The sequence below is a fragment of the Novosphingobium sediminicola genome, from assembly GCF_014196525.1.
GTDB classification, from domain to species: domain Bacteria; phylum Pseudomonadota; class Alphaproteobacteria; order Sphingomonadales; family Sphingomonadaceae; genus Novosphingobium; species Novosphingobium sediminicola.
Genome location: NZ_JACIDX010000001.1, coordinates 424838 through 443996, shown reverse-complemented (window position 1 = coordinate 443996; position 19159 = coordinate 424838). Strand labels below are relative to the sequence as shown.

The window sequence follows — 19159 nt, the reverse complement described above, 5'->3', positions numbered from 1 at the left end:
GTCTCCGTTGCCGGGAGCCGCGCCTCTAAATGGGTTTGTTTGCGTTGACAAGTGGGTAATGCAATTTATTTCACGCATCCATGACTGACGCTGAAAACACCCTCGCCGAATCGGGCGCCGCTCTGGGCGACACCCCGCCCGATCGCCTTGCCATCAACCCCAAGAGCCCGTTCTTTGACGCGGACAAGCTGCAGCGCGGCATTGGCATCCGTTTCAAGGGCGTGGTGCGCACCAATGTCGAGGAATATTCGATTTCCGAAGGCTGGGTGCGCGTTCAGGCCGGCAAGAGCTTTGACCGCAAGGGACAGCCGCTGACCATCAAGCTGAACGGCCCGGTCGAGGCGTGGTATGAAGATTTGGGCGACAATCCGCCCATCGCTGCCGCCTGAGGCTGAAACGAAAAAGGTCCGGGCGCAAACCCGGACCTTTCCCATCGACTGCTACTTCGAATTCTTACAGGTTTCAGCGGCGCGAATAGGCCGCGATGATCGCTCCGATGGGGTCGCCCAGATAGTGGCTCAGCACCGAGCCGTGATTGGCCCCGGCATAGGCGCGGGTGCCGCCCACAGGCGCGGCGGGCGTGTTATAGATAAAGCCCGAAATCGGCCAATGCGTCGTGCCCAGCCCGCCCAGCGGCTGATACCACACGCGCACCTCGCTCCAATCGCCGCGCGCCGACACGTCGGTTGCCAGCACATTGTCCTCGATCTGTCCGCGCTCGCCGCCCAGCGGGCTCCAGTTGGCATGGCGCAGCAAGACCCGGCGCGAATCGAGGATCCGGCTGACCGTGGCCACATGGCCCAGCACCATCGGCCCATAGGGCTTGAACGCCATCACCGCGCCCACGCGGGGGGTAAAGCCGCGCTGGTAACGCCCGGCGGCCTGATCCCACCATGTATGGGCATCGCCGCGCAATTGAATGCCCGATACCGTGCGCGCATAGGGCACGCATTGCAGGAAAGAGTTGCCCGGCGCGGCCACGACCTGCTGGCTGCGCGGGATGATCCGCCCATTCTGATTCGCCAGATCGACAAAGGCGATGGCAAAGCGCGGAGCGGACTGCGTGCGCCCTGCGGCAAGGGCAGGATGAGCCGTCATCACCGAGACCCCCATCAGCGCGATGGCCAAAGCCTTTGCCGTGATCTTGCCCGGCGATTTGCTGATGAGGGTTCTCGTCATACCGGGAAGATTACGCCCCACAAGTTATGCTGGGGTCGCAAGGTGTGGTTACCAACCCGGCAACCTTTTGCCGGATTAGCCCTTATCGGCCCAAACCGGCGGCAAAAGCGGGTCATTTCGGGGCGGGGCAGGGCGGGGACGCGCCGTTTTGCTTGCCAAATGCGCGTTCTTGTGAGCAGGGCTAATGCCATGTCCCGTCAGATTATCATTATTGGCCGACCCAATGTCGGCAAATCAACCCTGTTCAACCGCCTCGTGGGCAAGAAGCTCGCGCTGGTGGATGACCAGCCGGGCGTGACTCGCGACCGCCGCTTTGGCGAGGCGAGTCTGCTGGGGCTGGATTTCACCATTGTCGACACCGCCGGGTGGGAGGATGACGATCCATCCAGCCTGCCGGGCCGGATGCGCGCCCAGACCGAGGCCAGCCTTGAGGGCGCGGATATCGCGCTGTTCGTGATTGATGCCCGCGCGGGTATCACGCCTTTGGACGAGGAAATCGCCCGCTGGCTGCGCGAACAGACTGTTCCGGTTATCCTTTGCGCCAACAAGGCCGAAGGGCGCGCGGGCGATGGCGGCCTGTATGAGTCCTTCAGCCTTGGCATGGGCGATCCTGTGCCGCTCAGCGCCGAGCATGGCGAGGGCATGGGCGACCTGTTCGAGGCGCTGCTGCCCTTCTTTGAAGGCGACGAGGAAGAGGAGGAGTTCGAACCCTTCGATCCCGATGATGAAGAGGCGATCAACAACGCGCCTTTGAAGCTGGCGATCGTGGGCCGACCTAACGCCGGCAAGTCCACATTGATTAACGCTCTGCTGGGCGAGGATCGGTTGTTGACAGGCCCGGAGGCGGGGATCACCCGCGATTCGATTTCGATCGACTGGGTCTGGATGGACCCGGAAACGCATCTGGAGCGTCCGGTCCGCCTGATCGACACCGCCGGTATGCGCAAAAAGGCGCTGGTGGTCGAAAAGCTGGAGCGCATGTCGGTGGCCGATGCGCGCCGCGCGATCGACTTTGCCGAGGTGGTCGTGCTGGTGCTCGACGCGACTCGCGGGTTGGAGCATCAGGATCTCAAGATCGCCAGCATGGTGCTGGAAGAAGGCCGCGCGTTGATGATCGCCATCAACAAATGGGACGTGGCCGAAGACGCCTCGGGCCTGTTCAACGGCATCAAGGCGGCGCTGGACGATGGTCTGGCGCAGGTGCGCGGTCTGCCGCTGATGAGCGTTTCGGCGCGCACCGGCAAGGGGCTGAACCAGATGATCGCCGCAGCCTTCAAGCTGCGCGCGGCATGGAGCAAGCGCGTGCCCACCGCCGCGCTCAACCGCTGGTTCGACGACGCGCTGGCCGCCAATCCGCCGCCCGCGCCCGGCGGCAAGCGGATCAAGCTGCGCTATATCACCCAGGCCAAGACCCGCCCGCCTGGTTTCGTGCTGTTCGGCACGCGTCTGGACGATCTGCCGATGTCGTATCAGCGCTATCTGATCAACGGCATCCGGCGCGAATTGGGCTTTGATGCGGTGCCGGTGCGTTTGACGCTGCGCATGCCGAAGAATCCCTTCGCGCCCAAGAAGTAACAAAAAGGGCTGCTCCTGACGGGGCAGCCCTTTTCCAATAGCATCAGGTTTGCAGGATCAGCGCCCGCGCTGCGTCCGGGGCGTGGCCATGGCCAGAGCCCGACCTTGCGAGCCTTTGCTCTGTGCGGGCTGGGCCGGGGTCGCCTGAGGCAGATTGCTGGCATGGGCGAAACAGGCGCCGCCGCTCTTGCGGATCGAGGCGCATTTGTTCGTCGCGGCATTGGCGTTGAACCCGCGCACCGACACGCGCCAGAACTGGCGATCCTCGACCGTGGCCTTGGTCACTTCGACATCGGCGGCGGCAAAGGACTTTTCGCGGCTCAAAAAGGCTTTCTTGGCGCGCAGGGCGTTCTGCTCCGACAGGAATGCGCCCAGTTGCACGACATGCGTGCCCGAGGGGCTGCGCGCTTCGGCACTGGCGATGTTGAGCGCAGGAGCCGCCTTGGCCTTCACGCGGGGCGTGCGGACGGCCATGGTCGCCGGGCGCGCCATCGGGGCGGGCATGGCAATGGCGTGAAACACGGGCGCGGGCGGGGCGATCACTTCGTTTTGGGCCAAAGCAGGGGTCTGGGCCAAAGCGGGCAGTTCAGCGGCCGGAGCCGATTCGCTGGCCGCAACCGGAGACGCGGCAACCGGGGCGGTGGGCTCTGCATTGGCGGGTTCTGCCTTGACCGGGGCTTCGACCGGCGCGGCGGCGGCCACCATGGGCGCGGCCATCGGCGCGGGTTCGGCCGAGGCCATCTGCACCGGGCTCTCGCTCTTGTTCAGCGCCAGCTGCATGGGCTGGCCCGCATCAGGTGCCAGATTGACGCCCAACAGGCTGGCCACGCGCTGGCGGCTGGCTTCGGGGCGGGCGGCCTGCGCCCATTCGGTCATGCGCGCGTCCACCTTGTCGGCGGGCAGGTCCATGACCACAATCGTGCGCGACTCGGCCCAGCGGCCCGCCAGCGCATAGGCATAGCCCAGATTGGCGCGAAGCTTCTCGCTCTTGTCGCCCGCGCGCAGCGCATCGGCCAGCAACAGGCTGCCCTTGTCGCCTTCGCCCGCCAGCGCCAGCGCGAGGCCAAGGTCGGCCACGGGGATCACATTGTTGCCATTTTCCAGCGTGGCCAGCGCGGCGTCATTCTGCCCGCTGCCGATCTGGGCCAGCGCCAAAGCCAGCAGGGTCCGGCCCGAGGTGTCGCCCAGCGTCACCGCATCGGAAAGCGCGGTGGTCGCCGACTGAAAACGTCCGTTTTTCAAATAGGCCCGGCCCAGAGTGGCGCGCAGCGCAGCCTCACGCGGGCTTTGCGCCACCGATGCTTCGGCCAGCGAAACGCCGCGTTCGCCATCACCCTTGGCCAGCGCGGCCTCGACCGCCTGCGGCTTGGGTTTGGCGCGGGCCATCGCGGGCTGGGCCAGCGTGGCGGCCGCCAGCGCCAGAGTCAGGGAAAGCGGCACAGCAGCGTTAAGCGAAAAAGAACGGCGCGCGATCATGGTCGGCTCCTGCATCGGTTTACGGGCGCGCAAGGCGGGCGGCCCGGCGCGGCGAAATTGCCAGTTTCATCGGGCCAGCCCCATTTGCGCATCCCGACCCCATGGTGGGATTTCTGGGAAAAACTTCGCAGATCGTTCCTAAATTTAAGTTAACGGGACGGTAGTAACCCGCGTAGTAAACACGGGGGTAGCCAAGGGGCTGAGGGGGCAATCCGGCTCCTGCGGTCTTGGGCAATGGATTACGGGACAGGTATTGGCGGCGCGCTTTGCGTCGCAAGGGGGTCGGACGATGGGTTTCTCTTTGATGCGCAAGGGTTTGGTCGTTGCAGGCTTGCTGGGCGCGGCGGCATCATTGCCCGCGCTGGCCGATGTGAAGGCCGGGGCCGATGCGTGGGGGCGCGGCGATTTCCCCGCCGCCATTCGCGAATGGCAACCCTTGGCCGATAAAGGCGATCCCGATGCCCAGTTTAACATGGCGCAGGCCTATAAGTTGGGGCGCGGCGTGCCCCAGGACCTGACCCGCGCCGAAATGCTTTATGCCAAGGCGGCGGCGCAAGGCCACCTTCAGGCGGGCGACAATTACGGCCTGCTGCTGTTTCAGCGCGGACAACATGCCGCCGCGCTGCCCTATATCCGCGCCGCATCGGATCGGGGCGATCCGCGCTCGCAATATCTGATGGGGCTGGCCTATTTCAACGCCGATGGGGTTAACAAGGATTGGGTGCGCGCCTATGCGCTCGAAAGCCTTGCCGCCCAGCCGTCTTCTGGCGCGCCGGGCCTGCCGCAGGCCAAGGCGGCGCTGGGCGAGATGGACAAATATGTCGCCATCGAGGACCGCCAGCGCGCGATTTCGCTGGCCACCGAACTGGCCGCGCAGGTCGAGGCGAATCGCCAGCGTCAATTGGCCGCTTTCGATCTGGGCACGCCCAATCCGCCGGTGGTGGCCACGCCCGCGCCGGAGCGCCCGATGCCGGTGCGTGCCATGCCCACAGGCATGGCGGGCAATATGCGCCCCGTCACGGTCGCCACGCGTGAGCCTGCGCCGCGTCCGGCGCTGGCGACTCCGACGGGTCTGCCGCCTGCGCCTGCTCCGCGCGTGATGGCGTCCACGCCGCGTCCGGCCCCAATGGCGGTGGCCGTGGCTGCGCCTGTGCCTCAACCGATTCCGGCGCCCAAACCGACCCCCGCGCCCAAACCGGTGCCCCATGCCGCCCCCGTGGGCGGGCCGTGGAAATTGCAGCTTGGCGCCTTTGGCGTGGCGGGCAATGCCGATGCACTGTGGACCAAGGTCAAATCCATGCCCGAAATCGCCGGACATCCGCGCGCCAATGTGCCGGTTGGCAAGGTCACGCGCCTGTTGGCCACAGGATATAGCGAAGAAAGCGCGCAAAGCGCCTGTCGCAAGCTGACGGGGGCGGGTCTGTCCTGTATGGCGGTCAAGGATTGACGGCGTTCGAGGACTGACGATTTTGACCATGGAGGGGCGCGAGCGGATCATTTCGCTTGATTTGGTGCGCGGGTTTGCGGTGCTGGGCATTGTGGCGGTCAATGTGGCGGGCTTTGCCGGGCCGCGTCTGGCCACTTTGACGCCCGCCCATCTGGTCGTGCAGGGGGCCGGTTTTGCCTATGCGCCCGCTGCCCCGCTGGACGAGGCGGTGTTTGCCGCGATCCTCGTCCTGTTTGAAGGCAAGATGCGCGCGCTTTTCACCATGCTGTTCGGCGCCTCGATGCTGCTCTTTATCGAGCGGGCCGAGGCGGCGGGGCGTAATGGCCTTGCGCTCCAGGCGCGGCGGCTGGGCTGGCTGGCGCTGTTTGGCTATCTTCATTACGTGCTGCTGTGGTGGGGGGATATTCTGTTCCTCTATGCCGCCTGCGGCTTTGTCGCGCTGGGGCTTTGCGTGTTTTCCAATCGAGCCTTGGTGATCGGCGCTCTGGCTGGTTATCTGCTCTGGGCGGTGATGGGGGGCTTGGGCGGCCTGCCGCTGGTGCTGGCCGAAGAGCATATGCGCCTTGGCATCGCGGGCGCGAGCGAGGCGGCCAAGCTGAAGGCGGCTTTGGCCGACAGTATGACCATGCTGCGCGGCGATGTGGCGCAGGCGCATCTGGGCTTTGTGGCCATGGCGCATGACAAGTTGGTAAATGCGCCGGGCTGGCCCTTTGTCATGATCTTTGCCAGTTTTGGCGAGACTTTGCCGCTGATGCTGATCGGCATGGTGCTGTATCGTATCGGTTTTGCACAGGGTTTGGCCTCGCGGCGGGTGCTGTGGGGCGTGGCGGCGCTGGGGTTGGGGCTGGGGCTGCCGATGGCGCTGGGCATGGCGTGGTGGGCATGGGCGCGCCATTTCCCCCCGGTGGCGATGGGCGAGTTGATGGCCGATTGGGCCGCGCCCCAGCATTTGCTGCTGGCGCTGGCTTATTATGCGCTGATGCTGCTGGCCGCGCCCTGTCTGCTGCGGGGCAGGCTTGGGGTGCGTCTGGTGGCGGCGGGGCGGATGGCCTTTTCCAATTATATCCTGACCAGCGTGGCGCTTTCGGTGCTGTTCTATCGCGTGGGCCTGTTCGGGCGGATGGGCGATGGCGCGCAGATGCTGGTCGTGCTGGCCGTGTGGATTGCCATGCTGGGGTGGAGCAAGCCGTGGCTGGAGTATTTCCGGCAGGGGCCGCTCGAATGGCTGTGGCGCTCGCTGGTGGAGCGTCGTGCGCTGCCGTTCAAAAAGGTGACGCCGGGAGCTTGAGGCCCCCGGCGCCGTGATGCTTAATTGTCGTCGCCGCCCATCGGCGGCATGCCCGGAGGCGGGCCATCGCCCATACCGCCGCCGCCTTGGCCGCCACCGCCGCCGCGTCGTCCGCCACCCATCGGGGGCATCTGCATACCCCGCCCGCCGCGCATCGCGTTGATCTCTTCTCGGCTCAGGAACAAGTCCTTGTTGGTGTCGGCCTTGTCAAAACGGGCGCGTTCATAGGCCTGCAATTCGGCAAGGCTGATCCCGGCGTCATAATCGACATTGGCCTTGGCAATCGCCACCGGCCCCAGCGGCTCGACCGCCAGACGCAGCGCCATGTCGCGTTCGCCTTCGCCCAGGTCGGGGAAGATCGCGTCCGGCACGATTTCGGCAAATTCGCCGCCATCCTCGGCCATTTCCGCGCTGCTCTTGCGGCTTTCCCAGGCGATGAATTCTGCCTCGTCGATGCGCCCGTCGTGGTTGGCGTCCACATCGACAAAGCGCTTGTGGATCAGCGCATTGCGCCGCGCGGTGATCACGCTTTCAAATTCGGCCAGCGTGACCATGCCGTCCTTGTTGGCGTCGGCCGCGCGAAACATGGATTCCACCGCCGCCTCGTATTTTTTCAGCGGGATGGGCTTCATGTCCTTGGGCGCGCCGCCGCGCGGGGCGCCGCCATCGGGCGGGCCGCCCATATCGCCGCCGCCATGACGGCCACCCATGCCGCCACCGCCGCCCATGCCGCCGCCGCCCATGCCGCCCATTCCTCCCATGCCGCCCATCTGGGCCATGGCAGGCGATGCCGTCACCAAAGGCGCGGCCAGCAGCAAGGCTGTCAAAACTGTCAATCTGTTGCGCATATTACATCCCGGACCAATGCGAAGCCCTCCCCATAGCTGACCTGCCTGCGCAAAGCTTGCGCGCAGATGAACGGCGGCGTTTTTTGCATCCCCCCGTTTTGCATCATCGGCCGAATTGCTCTAGCCGGGGCCGATGCATATTCGCGCCCCCGCCATTTTGTGTTCGGCCCGCCCGCATGGCGAGGTAGGGGTGATCGCGCGCCTGATGACCGCCGATCACGGCATGGTGGCGGCCTATGTCGCGGGGGGGCGAGGGCGCGAATTGCGCCCGGTGCTGATCCCGGGCAATGCGATGGCGGTGGATCTGCGCGCGCGGATCCCCAGCCAGATGCCCGCCGCCAAGGTCGAACTGACCATCAGCCGCGCGCCTTTTCTGACCGAACCCTTGCCCGCGGCGGCGATTGGCTGGGTGACGGCGCTCTCGGCTTGCTCCTTGCCTGAGCGGCAGGCCTATCCGGCGCTTTATGATGCGCTGGGCGCGCTGCTCGATGCGGTGTGTCATGCGCCATCGGCGCGGGGCTGGGCGCCGGCCTTGCTGGCCTATGAGGCGCTCTTGCTGCGCGAACTGGGTTATGGCGAGCGGTTCGGGGCGGGAACTGATGGGCAACGTATGCTCGATGGCGGCGCGTGGGAGGCGGTTCTGGCCCGTTTCGATGCGCTGGGCCTGGCACTTTCGCGCTATCTGCTTGCTGATCGGCGCGGCGATGTTATGGGGGCGCGCGAAATATTGCGCCAGCGTTTGGGGCGCATGGCAGCTTGAAAGAGGTAGAGCCATGAAGATTGCGGTTTTCGCCGGTGACGGCATCGGCCCCGAAGTGACGGCACAGGCCGTTCGCGTGCTGGACAAGCTGGCGATTGCCGGGCTTGAAATGGTTGAAGGCGATGTGGGCGGCGCGGCTTATTACAAGCATGGCCACCCTCTGCCCGAGGCGACCAAGGAAATCGCGCGCGGCGTTGATGGCATCTTGTTTGGCGCGGTGGGCGATTTTTCCTGCGACCATTTGGAGCGCGCGCTGCGCCCGGAACAGGCCATTCTGGGCCTGCGCAAGGAACTCAGCCTGTTCGCCAACCTGCGTCCGGCAACGCTGTTCCCCGGCCTTGAGGGCTTCTCGGCCCTGCGCCCGGAAGTGGCCAGCCAGATCGACCTGCTGATCGTGCGCGAACTGAACGGCGATGTGTATTTCGGCGAAAAGGGCATGCGGACGCTGGAAGACGGCCGCCGTCAGGGCTGGGACATGATGTCCTATGCCGAGGACGAAGTGCGCCGCATCGCCCATGCCGGTTTCAAGGCCGCGCAGGGTCGCAAGGGCAAGCTGTGCAGCGTGGACAAGGCCAATGTGCTGGAAACCAGCCAGCTCTGGCGCGATGTGGTGATCGAGGTTTCGGCCGAATATCCCGATGTTGAACTCTCCCACATGTATGTCGACAATGCCGCGATGCAGCTCGTCAAGTCGCCCGGCCAGTTCGATGTGATCGTCACGGGCAATCTGTTTGGCGACATCCTCTCGGATCAGGCCAGCATGTGCGTGGGTTCGATCGGCCTGCTGGCTTCGGCCTCGCTGGGCACGCGCCAGACCGAATATGGCACCGTGGGCCTGTATGAACCCATCCACGGCAGCGCTCCCGATATCGCGGGCCAGAACAAGGCCAATCCGATGGCCACGATCCTGTCGGCGGCCATGCTGCTGCGCCATTCGCTGGGCCTTGAGGCGCAGGCTGCGCGGATCGAGGCGGCGGTGGCCAAGACGCTGGCCGATGGCATTCGCGGCGGCGATCTGGGCGGCGATGCCTCGACCAGCGCGATTGGCGATGCGGTGCTTGAACGCCTTTGACGCAAGGTTTTGCGCCCCTGCCATGATTTGAACAAGGTTGGGGCGCAAGAACCGCGCGTTTTCCGGGGGGCGATAAACCCGGCAACATGCCGAAGCGGGGAGAGTGTGGGGCTCTTCCCCATGCTTCGGCTTTTAAGCATCAGGAATTATGGTTCAGACTCTGCAACTTGCCATTGTCATGCCCACGCTGAACGAGAGGGGCAACCTGCGCCCGCTCGTGGCGCGGCTCGATGCCGCCTTGGCGGGCATCGCGTGGGAGGCGATCTTCGTCGATGACAACAGCCGCGACGGCACCGCCGATGAGGCGCGCGCCATCGCTTTGGAAGACCCCCGCATCCGCTGTATCCAGCGCATCGGGCGGCGCGGTCTGGCCAGCGCCGCCATTGAGGGCATGTGCGCCACCGCCGCGCCCATTGTCGCGGTGATGGATGCCGATCATCAGCATGATCCCAAATTGCTGCCCGGCATGCTGGCGGCGATTGAATCGGGTGAATACGATCTGGCCTATGCCAGCCGCTTTGCCGAAGGCGCCAGCACCGAGGCATGGGGCCGCCCCGATCGCGTCAAGGCCAGCGGCTTTGCCAATTCCATCGCGCGCAAGGTGACGGGCGTTGACCTGTCCGATCCGATGAGCGGCTATTTCATGCTGCCCACGGCCACGCTGCGTTGCGATGCGCATCGGCTTTCGGGCGTGGGTTTCAAGATCCTGCTCGACATTCTTGCCACAGTTGACGCGCCGATGCGGGTCAAGGAATTTCCCCTCGACTTTGCCGCCCGTGCGGATGGCGAAAGCAAGCTGGATCGGACGGTTGTGTTTGAATTCCTGATCGGTCTTTACGACAAGTGGCTGGGCCGCATCATCCCGACCCGTTTCGCGCTGTTCGGCACGGTGGGGGCGCTGGGTGTGGCGGTGCAATTTGCGATGCTCTGGCTGGTGCTCAGCGTGTTTCTGGGCGAGCGTTTCGTCTATGGCCACTGGTCGAGCGATGAGACGACCTTCAACATTGCCAACACCATTGCCGCACTGATCGCGATGACGTTCAACTTCGTGCTGAACAACGAACTGACCTATGCCGACAAGCGCCTGCGCGGGGTCTGGCCCTTGTGCAAGGGCTGGGCGCAATTCGCGCTGACCTGCTCGCTGGGTCTGCTGACCAACATCGGCGCGACCGCGGCGCTCAAGCGGATGCATATCCATGATGTGATCGCGGTGCTGGTGGGCATCGTGCTGGCCTCGGTGTGGAACTTTGCGCTGTCGAGCAAGTTCGTCTGGGGCAAATACGGGAATTGAGGCTGGGGCCAGTTGGCGTCATCAGCGCCAACTGGCCAGCCACATCCAGTCCTCGAAACTGGCCACACCCTTGGTGAGCGTGGCGGCCGAGAGGATCGGGAAGAACCACGCAAAGACGCCAAGCGACAGCACGAGAACACCAAAGGCCTCGTGCCGCCAGCGCTGCCCGCGCGCAGTCCATAATTCATCCACCATCAGCCCAAGCGCGCCCATCAGAAATGTACCGGGCAGCAGATAGTGGTAATAGAACTGCACCGGCTTGTTGCCCACGATCCACAGGCCCAGCGACGCACCATAAAGCGCGACCAACACCAGCGGCAGCCATGCCCCGCGCCGCATCCCGGTCCAGCCTGCCCAGATCAGCGCGATCAGCCCCGCGATCATCGTGAAGGGATTGCCGATCAGCATCACCCCACGCTGCGCCCCGTCGGTGACTTCATAAAGATACCAGATCGCGCGCCAGTTGATGATCCACTGGCTCCATACGCTTTGATAGGGATGGTGCTTGGTCACGCTGCTTTGCAGGTCGATCATGTGGCGATGCCAGCCCACCGGATCGAGCGCGGGCACTGCATCGCGCGCGGTGAAAAACCCCGGCAGATAGGTTAGCCAATAGGCCCCCAGTGGCAGCACAATCAGGCAAAGCACCAGTTCGAATGCCGATAGCGCGGGCAGGATCTTTCGCGCCCCTTTGGCAAAGGCCCACAGCCGCGCGCCCAGCACCAGAGCCGCCACCATGGCCCAGACCGGCAGCACGCTCCATTTCGCGCCCAGCGACAGGCCCAGCATCAGCCCCGCCGTCACCATTCGCCAGCGTGACCCATCGGCCCTGCTCATCGCCCCCGCGATCAGCCAGAGCGCCACCATCGCCAGCCCCGCCATCACCATATCGAGCATCGCGATCCGGCTTTGCACATACCACGCAAAATCCGTGGCCAGCAGCACCATGCCCGCCACCGAGGCCATCGCTCGCCCGCTGGCCCGCCACATGGCCCGGCCAAAGGCCCACAGGCCGATCACCCCCATCAGCGCCGAAGGCATCCGCCAGCCCAGTGGATTATCGCCAAAGATGCGGATGGACCCGGCGATCATCGCCTTGGCCAGCATCGGGTGTTCAGGATTGGCCGGATGGCCCGCCATCATCGCGCGGGCGGCGGGCACATAATGGATCTCGTCAAAATAAAGATGCGAGGGGATGGTCAGGCGCAGGAAAACCAGCCCGGCAAACAGCAGCGTGACAAGGATCTGGAACGCCCATGGATCGGCCTGATGCTTTGCAAACATTTGAACAGGCTAGATCCACCCCGAAGTCTGCGCAACCGCCCATGCGCCGGATGCGCTTGCTCTTGCGCCGTGCCGGTTATAGAGCAGGGCCCCATGAAAAGGGACACTGGACAGGATCGCAAGATCACCCGCAACTGGCGCAGCGCGACGCAGGCCGTGCGCGGCGGCACATGGCGCAGCGAACAGGGCGAAACCTCCGAGGCTATCTATATGACCTCGGGCTATGCCTATGACTCGGCCGAAACGGTGGCTGACCGTTTCGCGGGCAAGATTCCGGGCATGACCTATTCGCGCACCGCCAACCCCAGCGTGCAGATGCTGGAGGAACGCATCGCCCTGATGGAAGGCGCCGAGGCATGCCGGTGTCAGGCCAGCGGCATGGGTGCGATGTCGAGCGTGCTGCTGTGCCAGCTTTCGGCGGGCGATCATATGGTGATCGCCAAGGCCGCCTTTGGCCCGACGCGCTGGGTGACGGACAATCTGTTGCCGCGTTTCGGCATCGAGGTGACCGCCATCGACGGGCGCGACCTCAATCAGTGGCAGGACGCGATTCGCGACAACACCAAGCTGTTCTTTTTTGAAACCCCGGCCAATCCGACGATGGATCTGGTCGATATTGCCGAGGTTTCCAAGATTGCCCATGCGCGCGGCATTCGCGTGGTGGTGGACAATGCCTTTGCGAGCGTAGCCTTGCAGCGGCCTTTGGATCATGGCGCCGATGTGGTGGCCTATGCCGCGACCAAGCTGATGGACGGTTCGGGCCGGACGCTGGCGGGCGCGGTGGCGGGCGATGCCAATTTCATCAACACCATCCTGCATCCCTATACGCGCAACACGGGCAATGTGCTCTCGCCCTTCAACGCTTGGGTGGTGCTGAAAGGTCTGGAAACGCTGGAATTGCGCGCAAAGGCGCAGAGCGATGCGGCGCTGGATCTGGGCCGCTGGCTTGAGGCGCGTTTGCCGCGCGTGCTGCATCCGGGGCTGGAAAGCCACCCGCAACATGATCTGGTGAAAAAGCAGATGTATGGCGCCGGTTCGATCTTCTCGTTTGAGGTCGATGGCGGGCGCGAGGCGGCGATGAAGCTGCTCAACGCGCTGCAACTGATCGATATTTCGAACAATATCGGTGACACCAAATCGCTGATGACGCACCCGGCCAGCACGACCCATTCCTCGATCTCGCCCGAAACCCGTCAGGCGATGGGGGTGACCGAGGGTATGGTCCGCATCAGCGTGGGGCTTGAGGATCTGGAAGACCTCAAGGAAGACCTCGACGGGGCGCTGAAGGCGATTGGTCTTTAAGGACGTTTAAGCCTCGACCTTGAGTTCCCGCCCGGAATCGCGAAGGGCGCTGGCCAGCACGCGCGTGGTGGCCAGCAGACCCTCGATGGCGGGGGCCTGAGTCAAATCCTGCAAATGTTGCCCTGCCTGCGCCGGATCATGATCGGCGCAGGTCATCGCGCGCAGCAGCGCATTTTCCGCCGGCGTCATGCGCGAGGCGCAGCAGGGCGCGATCTGGATCGGTTTGCGCGTGGTCTGCGACACTTCCATCAACAGCGCACGCATCAGCACCAGCGGCTTGCGAAAATGCAGCCCGAAATGTTCGAACATCAACAGCGACGCGCTGGCATCATACAATCCGTGGATCGCCATGCGGCGCAGTGCCACCAGAAGCGCGCGCGGCGGGCCGTCGAGCGGGGCGGTATGGGGCAGGATGCGGGCCAGATGCGGTTCGTTCATGGGGACACTCCTTGGCGTGGAGTCTCATTTAACGCTATTGCGAGTGAGTATCAATAATGAGTCTGCATTTTTTGCGGTGGACCGTTGACCCTATACCCCCAAAATGCCCCCAAAGGCCCGTTGCGAAGCTCTAAAAGCAGCGCTAACCTATGCCCATGTCTGACCGATCCTTCATCAAGGAACTGTTCCAGCACGCCGCCACCACCAATGGCGTTACCGTGCGGGTGGCTGTTAACTTCCTGCCCGAACAATCGCGGATCGAGGCGGGCAAGTGGTTCTGGGTCTATCATATACGGATCGAGAACGACTCGGATCGCACGCTCCAACTGGTCACGCGCCACTGGCGGATCACAGACGGGCGCGGCGCGGTAAATCTGGTCGAGGGCGAGGGCGTGGTGGGCGAAACCCCGGTGCTTTCGCCGGGCCAAAGCCATGATTACGTGTCGGGTTGCCCGCTGGCCACGCCGCAGGGCAGCATGGAGGGCTATTATACCTTCCGCGAGATTCACCCCGATGGATCGCAGGGCGACTCGGTGCTGGTGCCGATCCCGCATTTCCCGCTGGCCGCGCCCGCCACGGCGGGATGAAGGCTTGACGCAGCGGGCGGCGGCGCGCAACAACCCGGCCCATGAAGCGTACCCATCTTCCCCTCAACGCCCTGCGCGTGTTTGACGCAGCGGCGCGTCACCTGTCCTTCACCCGTGCTGCCGACGAACTGGCCGTGACCCCGGCGGCCGTTGGGCAACAGATCCGCGCGCTTGAGGATCTGTTGGGCGTGGTGCTGTTTCGCCGCACGACCAAGGGGCTGGAGCTGACCGACGAGGCGCAGGCGGGGCTGGAGCCTTTGCGCGCCGGTTTCCTGCAATTTGAGGATGCGGTGCAGGCGATGCAGGCGGGGCAATCCTCGCATGTTTACACGATTGCCGCCCCGCGCGACATTTTCGCCGCATGGCTGGCGCCGCGCCTTGCCGCCTTCCGCGCGGCCAATCCCGACATCCGCGTCGTGCTGGTCGATGGCGACGCCACCGATTTCACCGAGGCCAACCTCGACCTTGCCATGCGCCTGTCCGAAGGTCCGGGCGATCTGGAAGGTGTGGCGATCGGCGAGGCGCAGCAGACAGTGGTGGGCGAAGGCGAGTGGATCGCATGGCCCAGCGACCCCAATCCGGCGGGCGAGGGGATCGAGGCGGGCCTGCATGTGGGCGATGCCGGACAGGCGATTGCCGCAGCCGCTGCGGGCCTTGGCCGCGCGCGCGTACCTTTGCTGCTGGCGCAGGGTTGGCGCGATCTGGGCCGCATCCCCGGCTTTGGTGAGGCGGAACCGGCGCGCAAGGCCTATTGGCTGGTGGCACCTCTGCCGCAATGGCGTCAGAAAAAGGTCAAGGCGCTGGTCGCCCATTTGACCACCTAATCGGATTTTTGCCGCTCCAGCGCCTGCAATTTTTCGCGCAGGCGGCGGTTTTCCGCGCGCAATTGGGTGATCTCGGTGCGTTCGCGCAGCGAGAGCGGCACCTCGCGCTGTTGCCTGACGATAAAACCCGAGACCAGCATCCGCCCCATACTGCCGATCCATGCCCCCATGGCCGCAGTCAGCCCCACCGAGGGCCGGGCGAGCGAGAGATGGCGGGGCAGGGGCCTGTCCTTCACCAGCGGTTCGGGCCGGGATGGCAGAGGCAGGGCAGGCGGACCGCCGGAGCCATGGTTGCGATCAATTTCCTGCACGCCCTGTTCTTGCGCCATCCGATCCCATCCCCCCGGGGATTACCGATACGGACCGGGCGGGAGACTATCCGCCGCGGCCCGCATCGATTGGGCCCTATCCACGCGCCCTGACCGGAGATTGGCAGACAAGCGCCTCGCCGTGAATCGCAATTGAATCGGCTTTGGACCAGACCCGATTCTTATTCCATGAACCACCCGTGGCTGGCGATCAGCGACTGCCCGGTCAGCGCGTTGGTGGGGAAGGAGGCGAAGAACAGTGCGACCTCGGCAATATCCTCGATGGTGGTGAACTCGCCATCGACCGTCTGGCCCAGCATCACCTTCTTGACCACATCCTCTTCGGAAATGTTCAATTCCTTGGCCTGCTGCGGGATCTGCTTTTCCACCAGAGGCGTCAGCACGAAGCCGGGGCAGACGACATTGGCGCGAATGCCCTTGGGGCCATTTTCGCGCGCAATCGTGCGGGCAAGGCCCAGCAAGCCGTGCTTGGCGGTGACATAGGCCGATTTGAGCGGGCTGGCGGTCTTGGAATGGACCGAACCCATCATGATGATCGCGCCCGAACCTTGCGCCTGCATATGCGGCAAGACCGCCTTGCTGGTCAGAAACGCGCCGTCCAGATGGATGGCCAGCATCTTCTTCCAGTCGGCATAGGCGAAATTTTCAACCGGATTGACGATCTGGATGCCCGCATTCGATACCAGCACATCGACCGTGCCCCACTTGGCCACGACCTGCGCCACGCCGGCATTGACCTGATCCTCGCTGGTCACATCCATGGCGATGCCGATGGCCTCGCCGGGGCCTGCCGCGTTCAATTCCGCCGCCGCCGCGCCGGCCGCATCCAGGTTGAGATCGGCCAGCGCCACCAGCGCCCCTTCGGCCACATAGCGCCGCGCGATGCCAAGACCAATGCCGCTGGCCGCGCCAGTGACGATGCAAACCTTCTTGTCGAGTTTCATTGCCGGTTTACTCCTCTTGTCATCTTCATGCGGCGCGTGGGCCGTCGGAGGGCTAACCTAGCCATCCTGAATGATGAATCAACTTTCGTATTGTCGCAGGCGATCCCTGTCCTGCGGTGTATCTATATCGCTGGTAAAACGCGAATGTTCCGCATCGTGCCAGACAATGCGCGAGGCGTGCCGCTCGATCCACGCGCGCGGGCTGACATCCGCAGGCGCCGCGTTCAGCCCAAGCGCCAGATCGCCCGGCATCAGCACCGGATTGCCCCTCACACCATCATGGCGCGGGATGATGACAGCATCGCGATGCTGGGCAAAATCCGCGATCAGCGCGGCAATATCCTCAGGCCTCAGCAAAGGCTGATCGGCCAGCGCAAAGATCACGCCATCCCAGTCCCTCTGGCCCCCGTCCAGCAGGCAGGCCGCCAGCCCGACCCGCGCCGAGGCGCCCTGTTCGCTGCCTTCATCGGAATTGGCCACCAGCCGCAGATCCAGCCCATCGAGCGCCCGCGCCAGCGCCTCATCGCGCGCCCGGCCCACCACCACCACCGGCAGGCCCAGCGCCAGATACAGCTGCGCCGCATGGCGCACCATCGGCGCCCCGCGCCACGGCAGCAGCCTTTTGTCCGCGCCCTCCATCCGCCGCGACCATCCCGCCGCGAGCAATATGACTTCAGGGCGCATCAGAAGCGGATCGCGGTGAACAGCCCCACTTCGTCATAGGTGCCATTGCCCTTGCACAGCGCCGAAGGACCGGAGACCGTGGCAAAGGCATTGGGCGTGGCCACCGTGCCGCAACCCACCACGCCATTGCTGGTGGCCAGCGAGCCGCCATTGACCGTCTCACGCTTATACACCAGAGCCAGATCGACATATTTCAGCGGCGAGAATTGCAGGCCGCCCACAAACAGATCGTCCTGCAATTCGCGCACCGTCATCCGGTTGGGGTGGACCTGATCATAGCGCATAAAGGCCCGCCACTGGCGCGACAGGTTGTAATGGGCAAAGCCCGACCAGCCGCTGGCCGTATCCTGCGACAGGGCAAAGAGCGCGGGATTGACCGCGACATTGTTCCAGTCGCGGGCAAAGAAATATTCGCCGCCGATGCCGATCACCGAATTCTTGTATCCGCCCATAAAGTCGATGCGCGTGGCAGTGCGGAAGGATGAGGCCGTGGTGCCCGCGATGGATTCGATGTCATTGCCCCGCTTGCCGTAATAGCCCCCGGCGGCGGCGTAAAAGCCCTTCCATGTGCCCGACAGGCGCGCCTCGATGTCCATGGATTTGGTCACGCGGGCCTGACGATAGCCCCCGCCGTTGACCACCGCCAGACCATAGGACAGGCTGGTATCGCCCTGACGCAGGAAGTCGCCGGAGAGGTGGACACCCCAGTCGGCCGGATTGCCATAGCCCACCCGTTCGAGCAGCGAGCGTTCGACATGGCGCTGGTTTTCCGCGCCCTCGGCATAGGAAATCCACGGCATTTCCGCCGCGCCCAGCCGGATGGTCAGCGCCGGGTGCAGTTTGACCTCGCCATAGGCATTGCGCACATAGACGCCCTTGCCCACCAGCCCGGAGGCTGAGGTGAGCGGGTTGACCGTGCTGGGCTGGCCGGTGACATTGTCGGCGTCCAGCAGGATTGCGGCCGAAACCTTGCTGCTGAAACGGTGGTTGACCCCCAGAAAGGCGCGCTTGAGATTGACGCCCACGCCGCTGGCCGGATTGTTCGCGCCGCCGCTGTGCTGGGTGATGTTGCTCAGGTTCAGGAACATCTCGCCCGAGATCGAGGTGTTGGCGGCCCATTTGGTGGCGGCCACGGCGCGCTGGGTCAGGGCGATGGCGCCCTGCGCCTTTTCCGCGCTGGCCAACGCCTGCGTGGCGGTGGCATCGGCATGGCGCGCGGTTTCGGCAGCGGCGGCTAGAGTCGGGGTTTCAGGCGCAGATTGCCCTTCGGCCAGCACGGGCGCGTCAGCCGGTTTTGCCGGGGCCAGCGCGGTCAGCTTCTTTTCCAGCGCGTCAATCTGGGCCTGCATGCGGGCCATTTGCGCCTGCGCCTGTTGCAATTGGGCCTGAAGGCTGGGGGAGGGCTTTGCCGTCTTTTGCGAGGATGCCGCCTTTTGCGGGCCCGCCATCGCCGCATCGGGCGCCAAAGCCGTCGATGCGAGAAGGGCCAGAGCAAGGGGCTTGAGCAAATCCATCGAACGAATTCCTTGTGGCATAAGCGTGGCATAAGCCATGTGGGCCGCGAGGCTGGCAGCCATTTCCGTGAACCGGCCGCCCCGATCGGATCGCGCCGGGACCCGGTCAGCGCGTCGATCTGATCGTGCCAGTTTAGGACCGCTGCGCGCATCGGGATAGATAGATAATCGTCGGTGGGGCGATAAAGCGCCGGGGCGCGAGGGGTGTGGTCAGGAAAATGACATTTCTATGACATTGCCTGCCGCATGGGGGCGGAAATGTGGGGCATGGCCTGCAATTCTTGCAGCTTGGGCCAAAATTGCGCGAAGGTGCCGAG

General features: G+C 64.6%; 19 protein-coding genes. 10 read left to right on the top strand and 9 right to left on the bottom strand.

Annotation, left to right across the window (positions count from 1 at the left end; genetic code table 11):
* Positions 1-80: 80 nt before the first annotated feature.
* A complete protein-coding gene (locus tag GGR38_RS02205) occupies positions 81-389 on the top strand; it encodes a DUF3297 family protein (protein WP_183622192.1) in 309 nt (102 codons plus the stop codon).
* A gap of 73 nt (positions 390-462) precedes the next feature.
* Here the strand turns inward: GGR38_RS02205 and GGR38_RS02200 are convergent, their stop codons facing one another.
* Positions 463-1179, bottom strand: a complete 717-nt coding sequence (locus tag GGR38_RS02200; protein ID WP_246404173.1) for a CHAP domain-containing protein — start codon at positions 1177-1179, stop codon at positions 463-465.
* Between the two features lie 189 nt (positions 1180-1368).
* Here GGR38_RS02200 and der point away from each other — a divergent pair, with 189 nt between their 5' ends.
* Positions 1369-2754: a ribosome biogenesis GTPase Der gene (gene der / locus GGR38_RS02195; protein WP_183622190.1), complete on the top strand. Its 1386-nt coding sequence runs from the start codon at positions 1369-1371 to the stop codon at positions 2752-2754.
* Between the two features lie 57 nt (positions 2755-2811).
* Here der and GGR38_RS02190 read toward each other — a convergent pair whose 3' ends face one another.
* The gene (locus GGR38_RS02190) at positions 2812-4230 is read right to left on the bottom strand and encodes a tetratricopeptide repeat protein (RefSeq protein ID WP_183622189.1); all 1419 of its coding nucleotides are present in this window, start codon (positions 4228-4230) and stop codon (positions 2812-2814) included.
* Positions 4231-4519: 289 nt separating this feature from the next.
* On the opposite strand from GGR38_RS02190, the gene GGR38_RS02185 reads away from it, so the two are divergent.
* Together GGR38_RS02185 and GGR38_RS02180 are read left to right on the top strand one after the other, a co-directional pair.
* A complete protein-coding gene (locus GGR38_RS02185) occupies positions 4520-5677 on the top strand; it encodes an SPOR domain-containing protein (RefSeq protein ID WP_183622187.1) in 1158 nt (385 codons plus the stop codon).
* A gap of 28 nt (positions 5678-5705) precedes the next feature.
* Positions 5706-6965 carry a DUF418 domain-containing protein gene (locus tag GGR38_RS02180; RefSeq protein ID WP_246404197.1) on the top strand — a complete coding sequence of 420 codons (1260 nt, stop codon included), beginning with the start codon at positions 5706-5708 and terminating at the stop codon, positions 6963-6965.
* Between the two features lie 20 nt (positions 6966-6985).
* Here the strand turns inward: GGR38_RS02180 and GGR38_RS02175 are convergent, their stop codons facing one another.
* Positions 6986-7801 carry an EF-hand domain-containing protein gene (locus GGR38_RS02175; RefSeq protein WP_246404172.1) on the bottom strand — a complete coding sequence of 272 codons (816 nt, stop codon included), beginning with the start codon at positions 7799-7801 and terminating at the stop codon, positions 6986-6988.
* Positions 7802-7946: 145 nt separating this feature from the next.
* On the opposite strand from GGR38_RS02175, the gene recO reads away from it, so the two are divergent.
* From recO to GGR38_RS02160, 3 genes are all read left to right on the top strand, one after another.
* Positions 7947-8573 (top strand): DNA repair protein RecO, encoded by a 627-nt coding sequence (recO, locus tag GGR38_RS02170; protein WP_183622184.1) that lies wholly within the window; start codon positions 7947-7949, stop codon positions 8571-8573.
* Between the two features lie 13 nt (positions 8574-8586).
* On the top strand, positions 8587-9645 hold the full coding sequence (gene leuB, locus GGR38_RS02165) for a 3-isopropylmalate dehydrogenase (RefSeq protein ID WP_183622183.1): 1059 nt from the start codon (positions 8587-8589) through the stop codon (positions 9643-9645).
* A gap of 148 nt (positions 9646-9793) precedes the next feature.
* Positions 9794-10936: a glycosyltransferase gene (locus GGR38_RS02160; protein ID WP_246404171.1), complete on the top strand. Its 1143-nt coding sequence runs from the start codon at positions 9794-9796 to the stop codon at positions 10934-10936.
* A 21-nt stretch (positions 10937-10957) separates the two neighbouring features.
* Here the strand turns inward: GGR38_RS02160 and GGR38_RS02155 are convergent, their stop codons facing one another.
* Complete coding sequence (locus GGR38_RS02155) at positions 10958-12220, bottom strand: phospholipid carrier-dependent glycosyltransferase (RefSeq protein WP_183622180.1); 1263 nt, start codon at positions 12218-12220, stop codon at positions 10958-10960.
* Between the two features lie 93 nt (positions 12221-12313).
* On the opposite strand from GGR38_RS02155, the gene GGR38_RS02150 reads away from it, so the two are divergent.
* Positions 12314-13522: a trans-sulfuration enzyme family protein gene (locus GGR38_RS02150; RefSeq protein ID WP_183622178.1), complete on the top strand. Its 1209-nt coding sequence runs from the start codon at positions 12314-12316 to the stop codon at positions 13520-13522.
* A gap of 6 nt (positions 13523-13528) precedes the next feature.
* Here the strand turns inward: GGR38_RS02150 and GGR38_RS02145 are convergent, their stop codons facing one another.
* Positions 13529-13960 carry a DUF6628 family protein gene (locus GGR38_RS02145; RefSeq protein ID WP_183622176.1) on the bottom strand — a complete coding sequence of 144 codons (432 nt, stop codon included), beginning with the start codon at positions 13958-13960 and terminating at the stop codon, positions 13529-13531.
* Positions 13961-14133: 173 nt separating this feature from the next.
* On the opposite strand from GGR38_RS02145, the gene apaG reads away from it, so the two are divergent.
* Positions 14134-14547, top strand: coding sequence for a Co2+/Mg2+ efflux protein ApaG (apaG, locus tag GGR38_RS02140; protein WP_183622365.1), 414 nt, complete (start codon positions 14134-14136; stop codon positions 14545-14547).
* A 41-nt stretch (positions 14548-14588) separates the two neighbouring features.
* Positions 14589-15371: a LysR family transcriptional regulator gene (locus tag GGR38_RS02135; RefSeq protein WP_183622174.1), complete on the top strand. Its 783-nt coding sequence runs from the start codon at positions 14589-14591 to the stop codon at positions 15369-15371.
* Here GGR38_RS02135 and GGR38_RS02130 read toward each other — a convergent pair.
* From GGR38_RS02130 to GGR38_RS02115, 4 genes are all read right to left on the bottom strand, one after another.
* Positions 15368-15700, bottom strand: a complete 333-nt coding sequence (locus tag GGR38_RS02130) for a hypothetical protein (RefSeq protein WP_183622172.1) — start codon at positions 15698-15700, stop codon at positions 15368-15370. The two genes, GGR38_RS02135 and GGR38_RS02130, sit on opposite strands and share 4 nt — an antisense overlap.
* Positions 15701-15861: 161 nt before the next feature.
* Complete coding sequence (locus tag GGR38_RS02125) at positions 15862-16644, bottom strand: 3-hydroxybutyrate dehydrogenase (RefSeq protein WP_183622170.1); 783 nt, start codon at positions 16642-16644, stop codon at positions 15862-15864.
* 78 nt (positions 16645-16722) lie between these two features.
* A complete protein-coding gene (locus tag GGR38_RS02120; protein WP_183622168.1) occupies positions 16723-17328 on the bottom strand; it encodes a nucleotidyltransferase family protein in 606 nt (201 codons plus the stop codon).
* Positions 17328-18842 carry a hypothetical protein gene (locus tag GGR38_RS02115; RefSeq protein WP_183622165.1) on the bottom strand — a complete coding sequence of 505 codons (1515 nt, stop codon included), beginning with the start codon at positions 18840-18842 and terminating at the stop codon, positions 17328-17330. Before GGR38_RS02115 ends, GGR38_RS02120 begins: the two co-directional genes overlap by 1 nt.
* Positions 18843-19159: the final 317 nt, after the last annotated feature.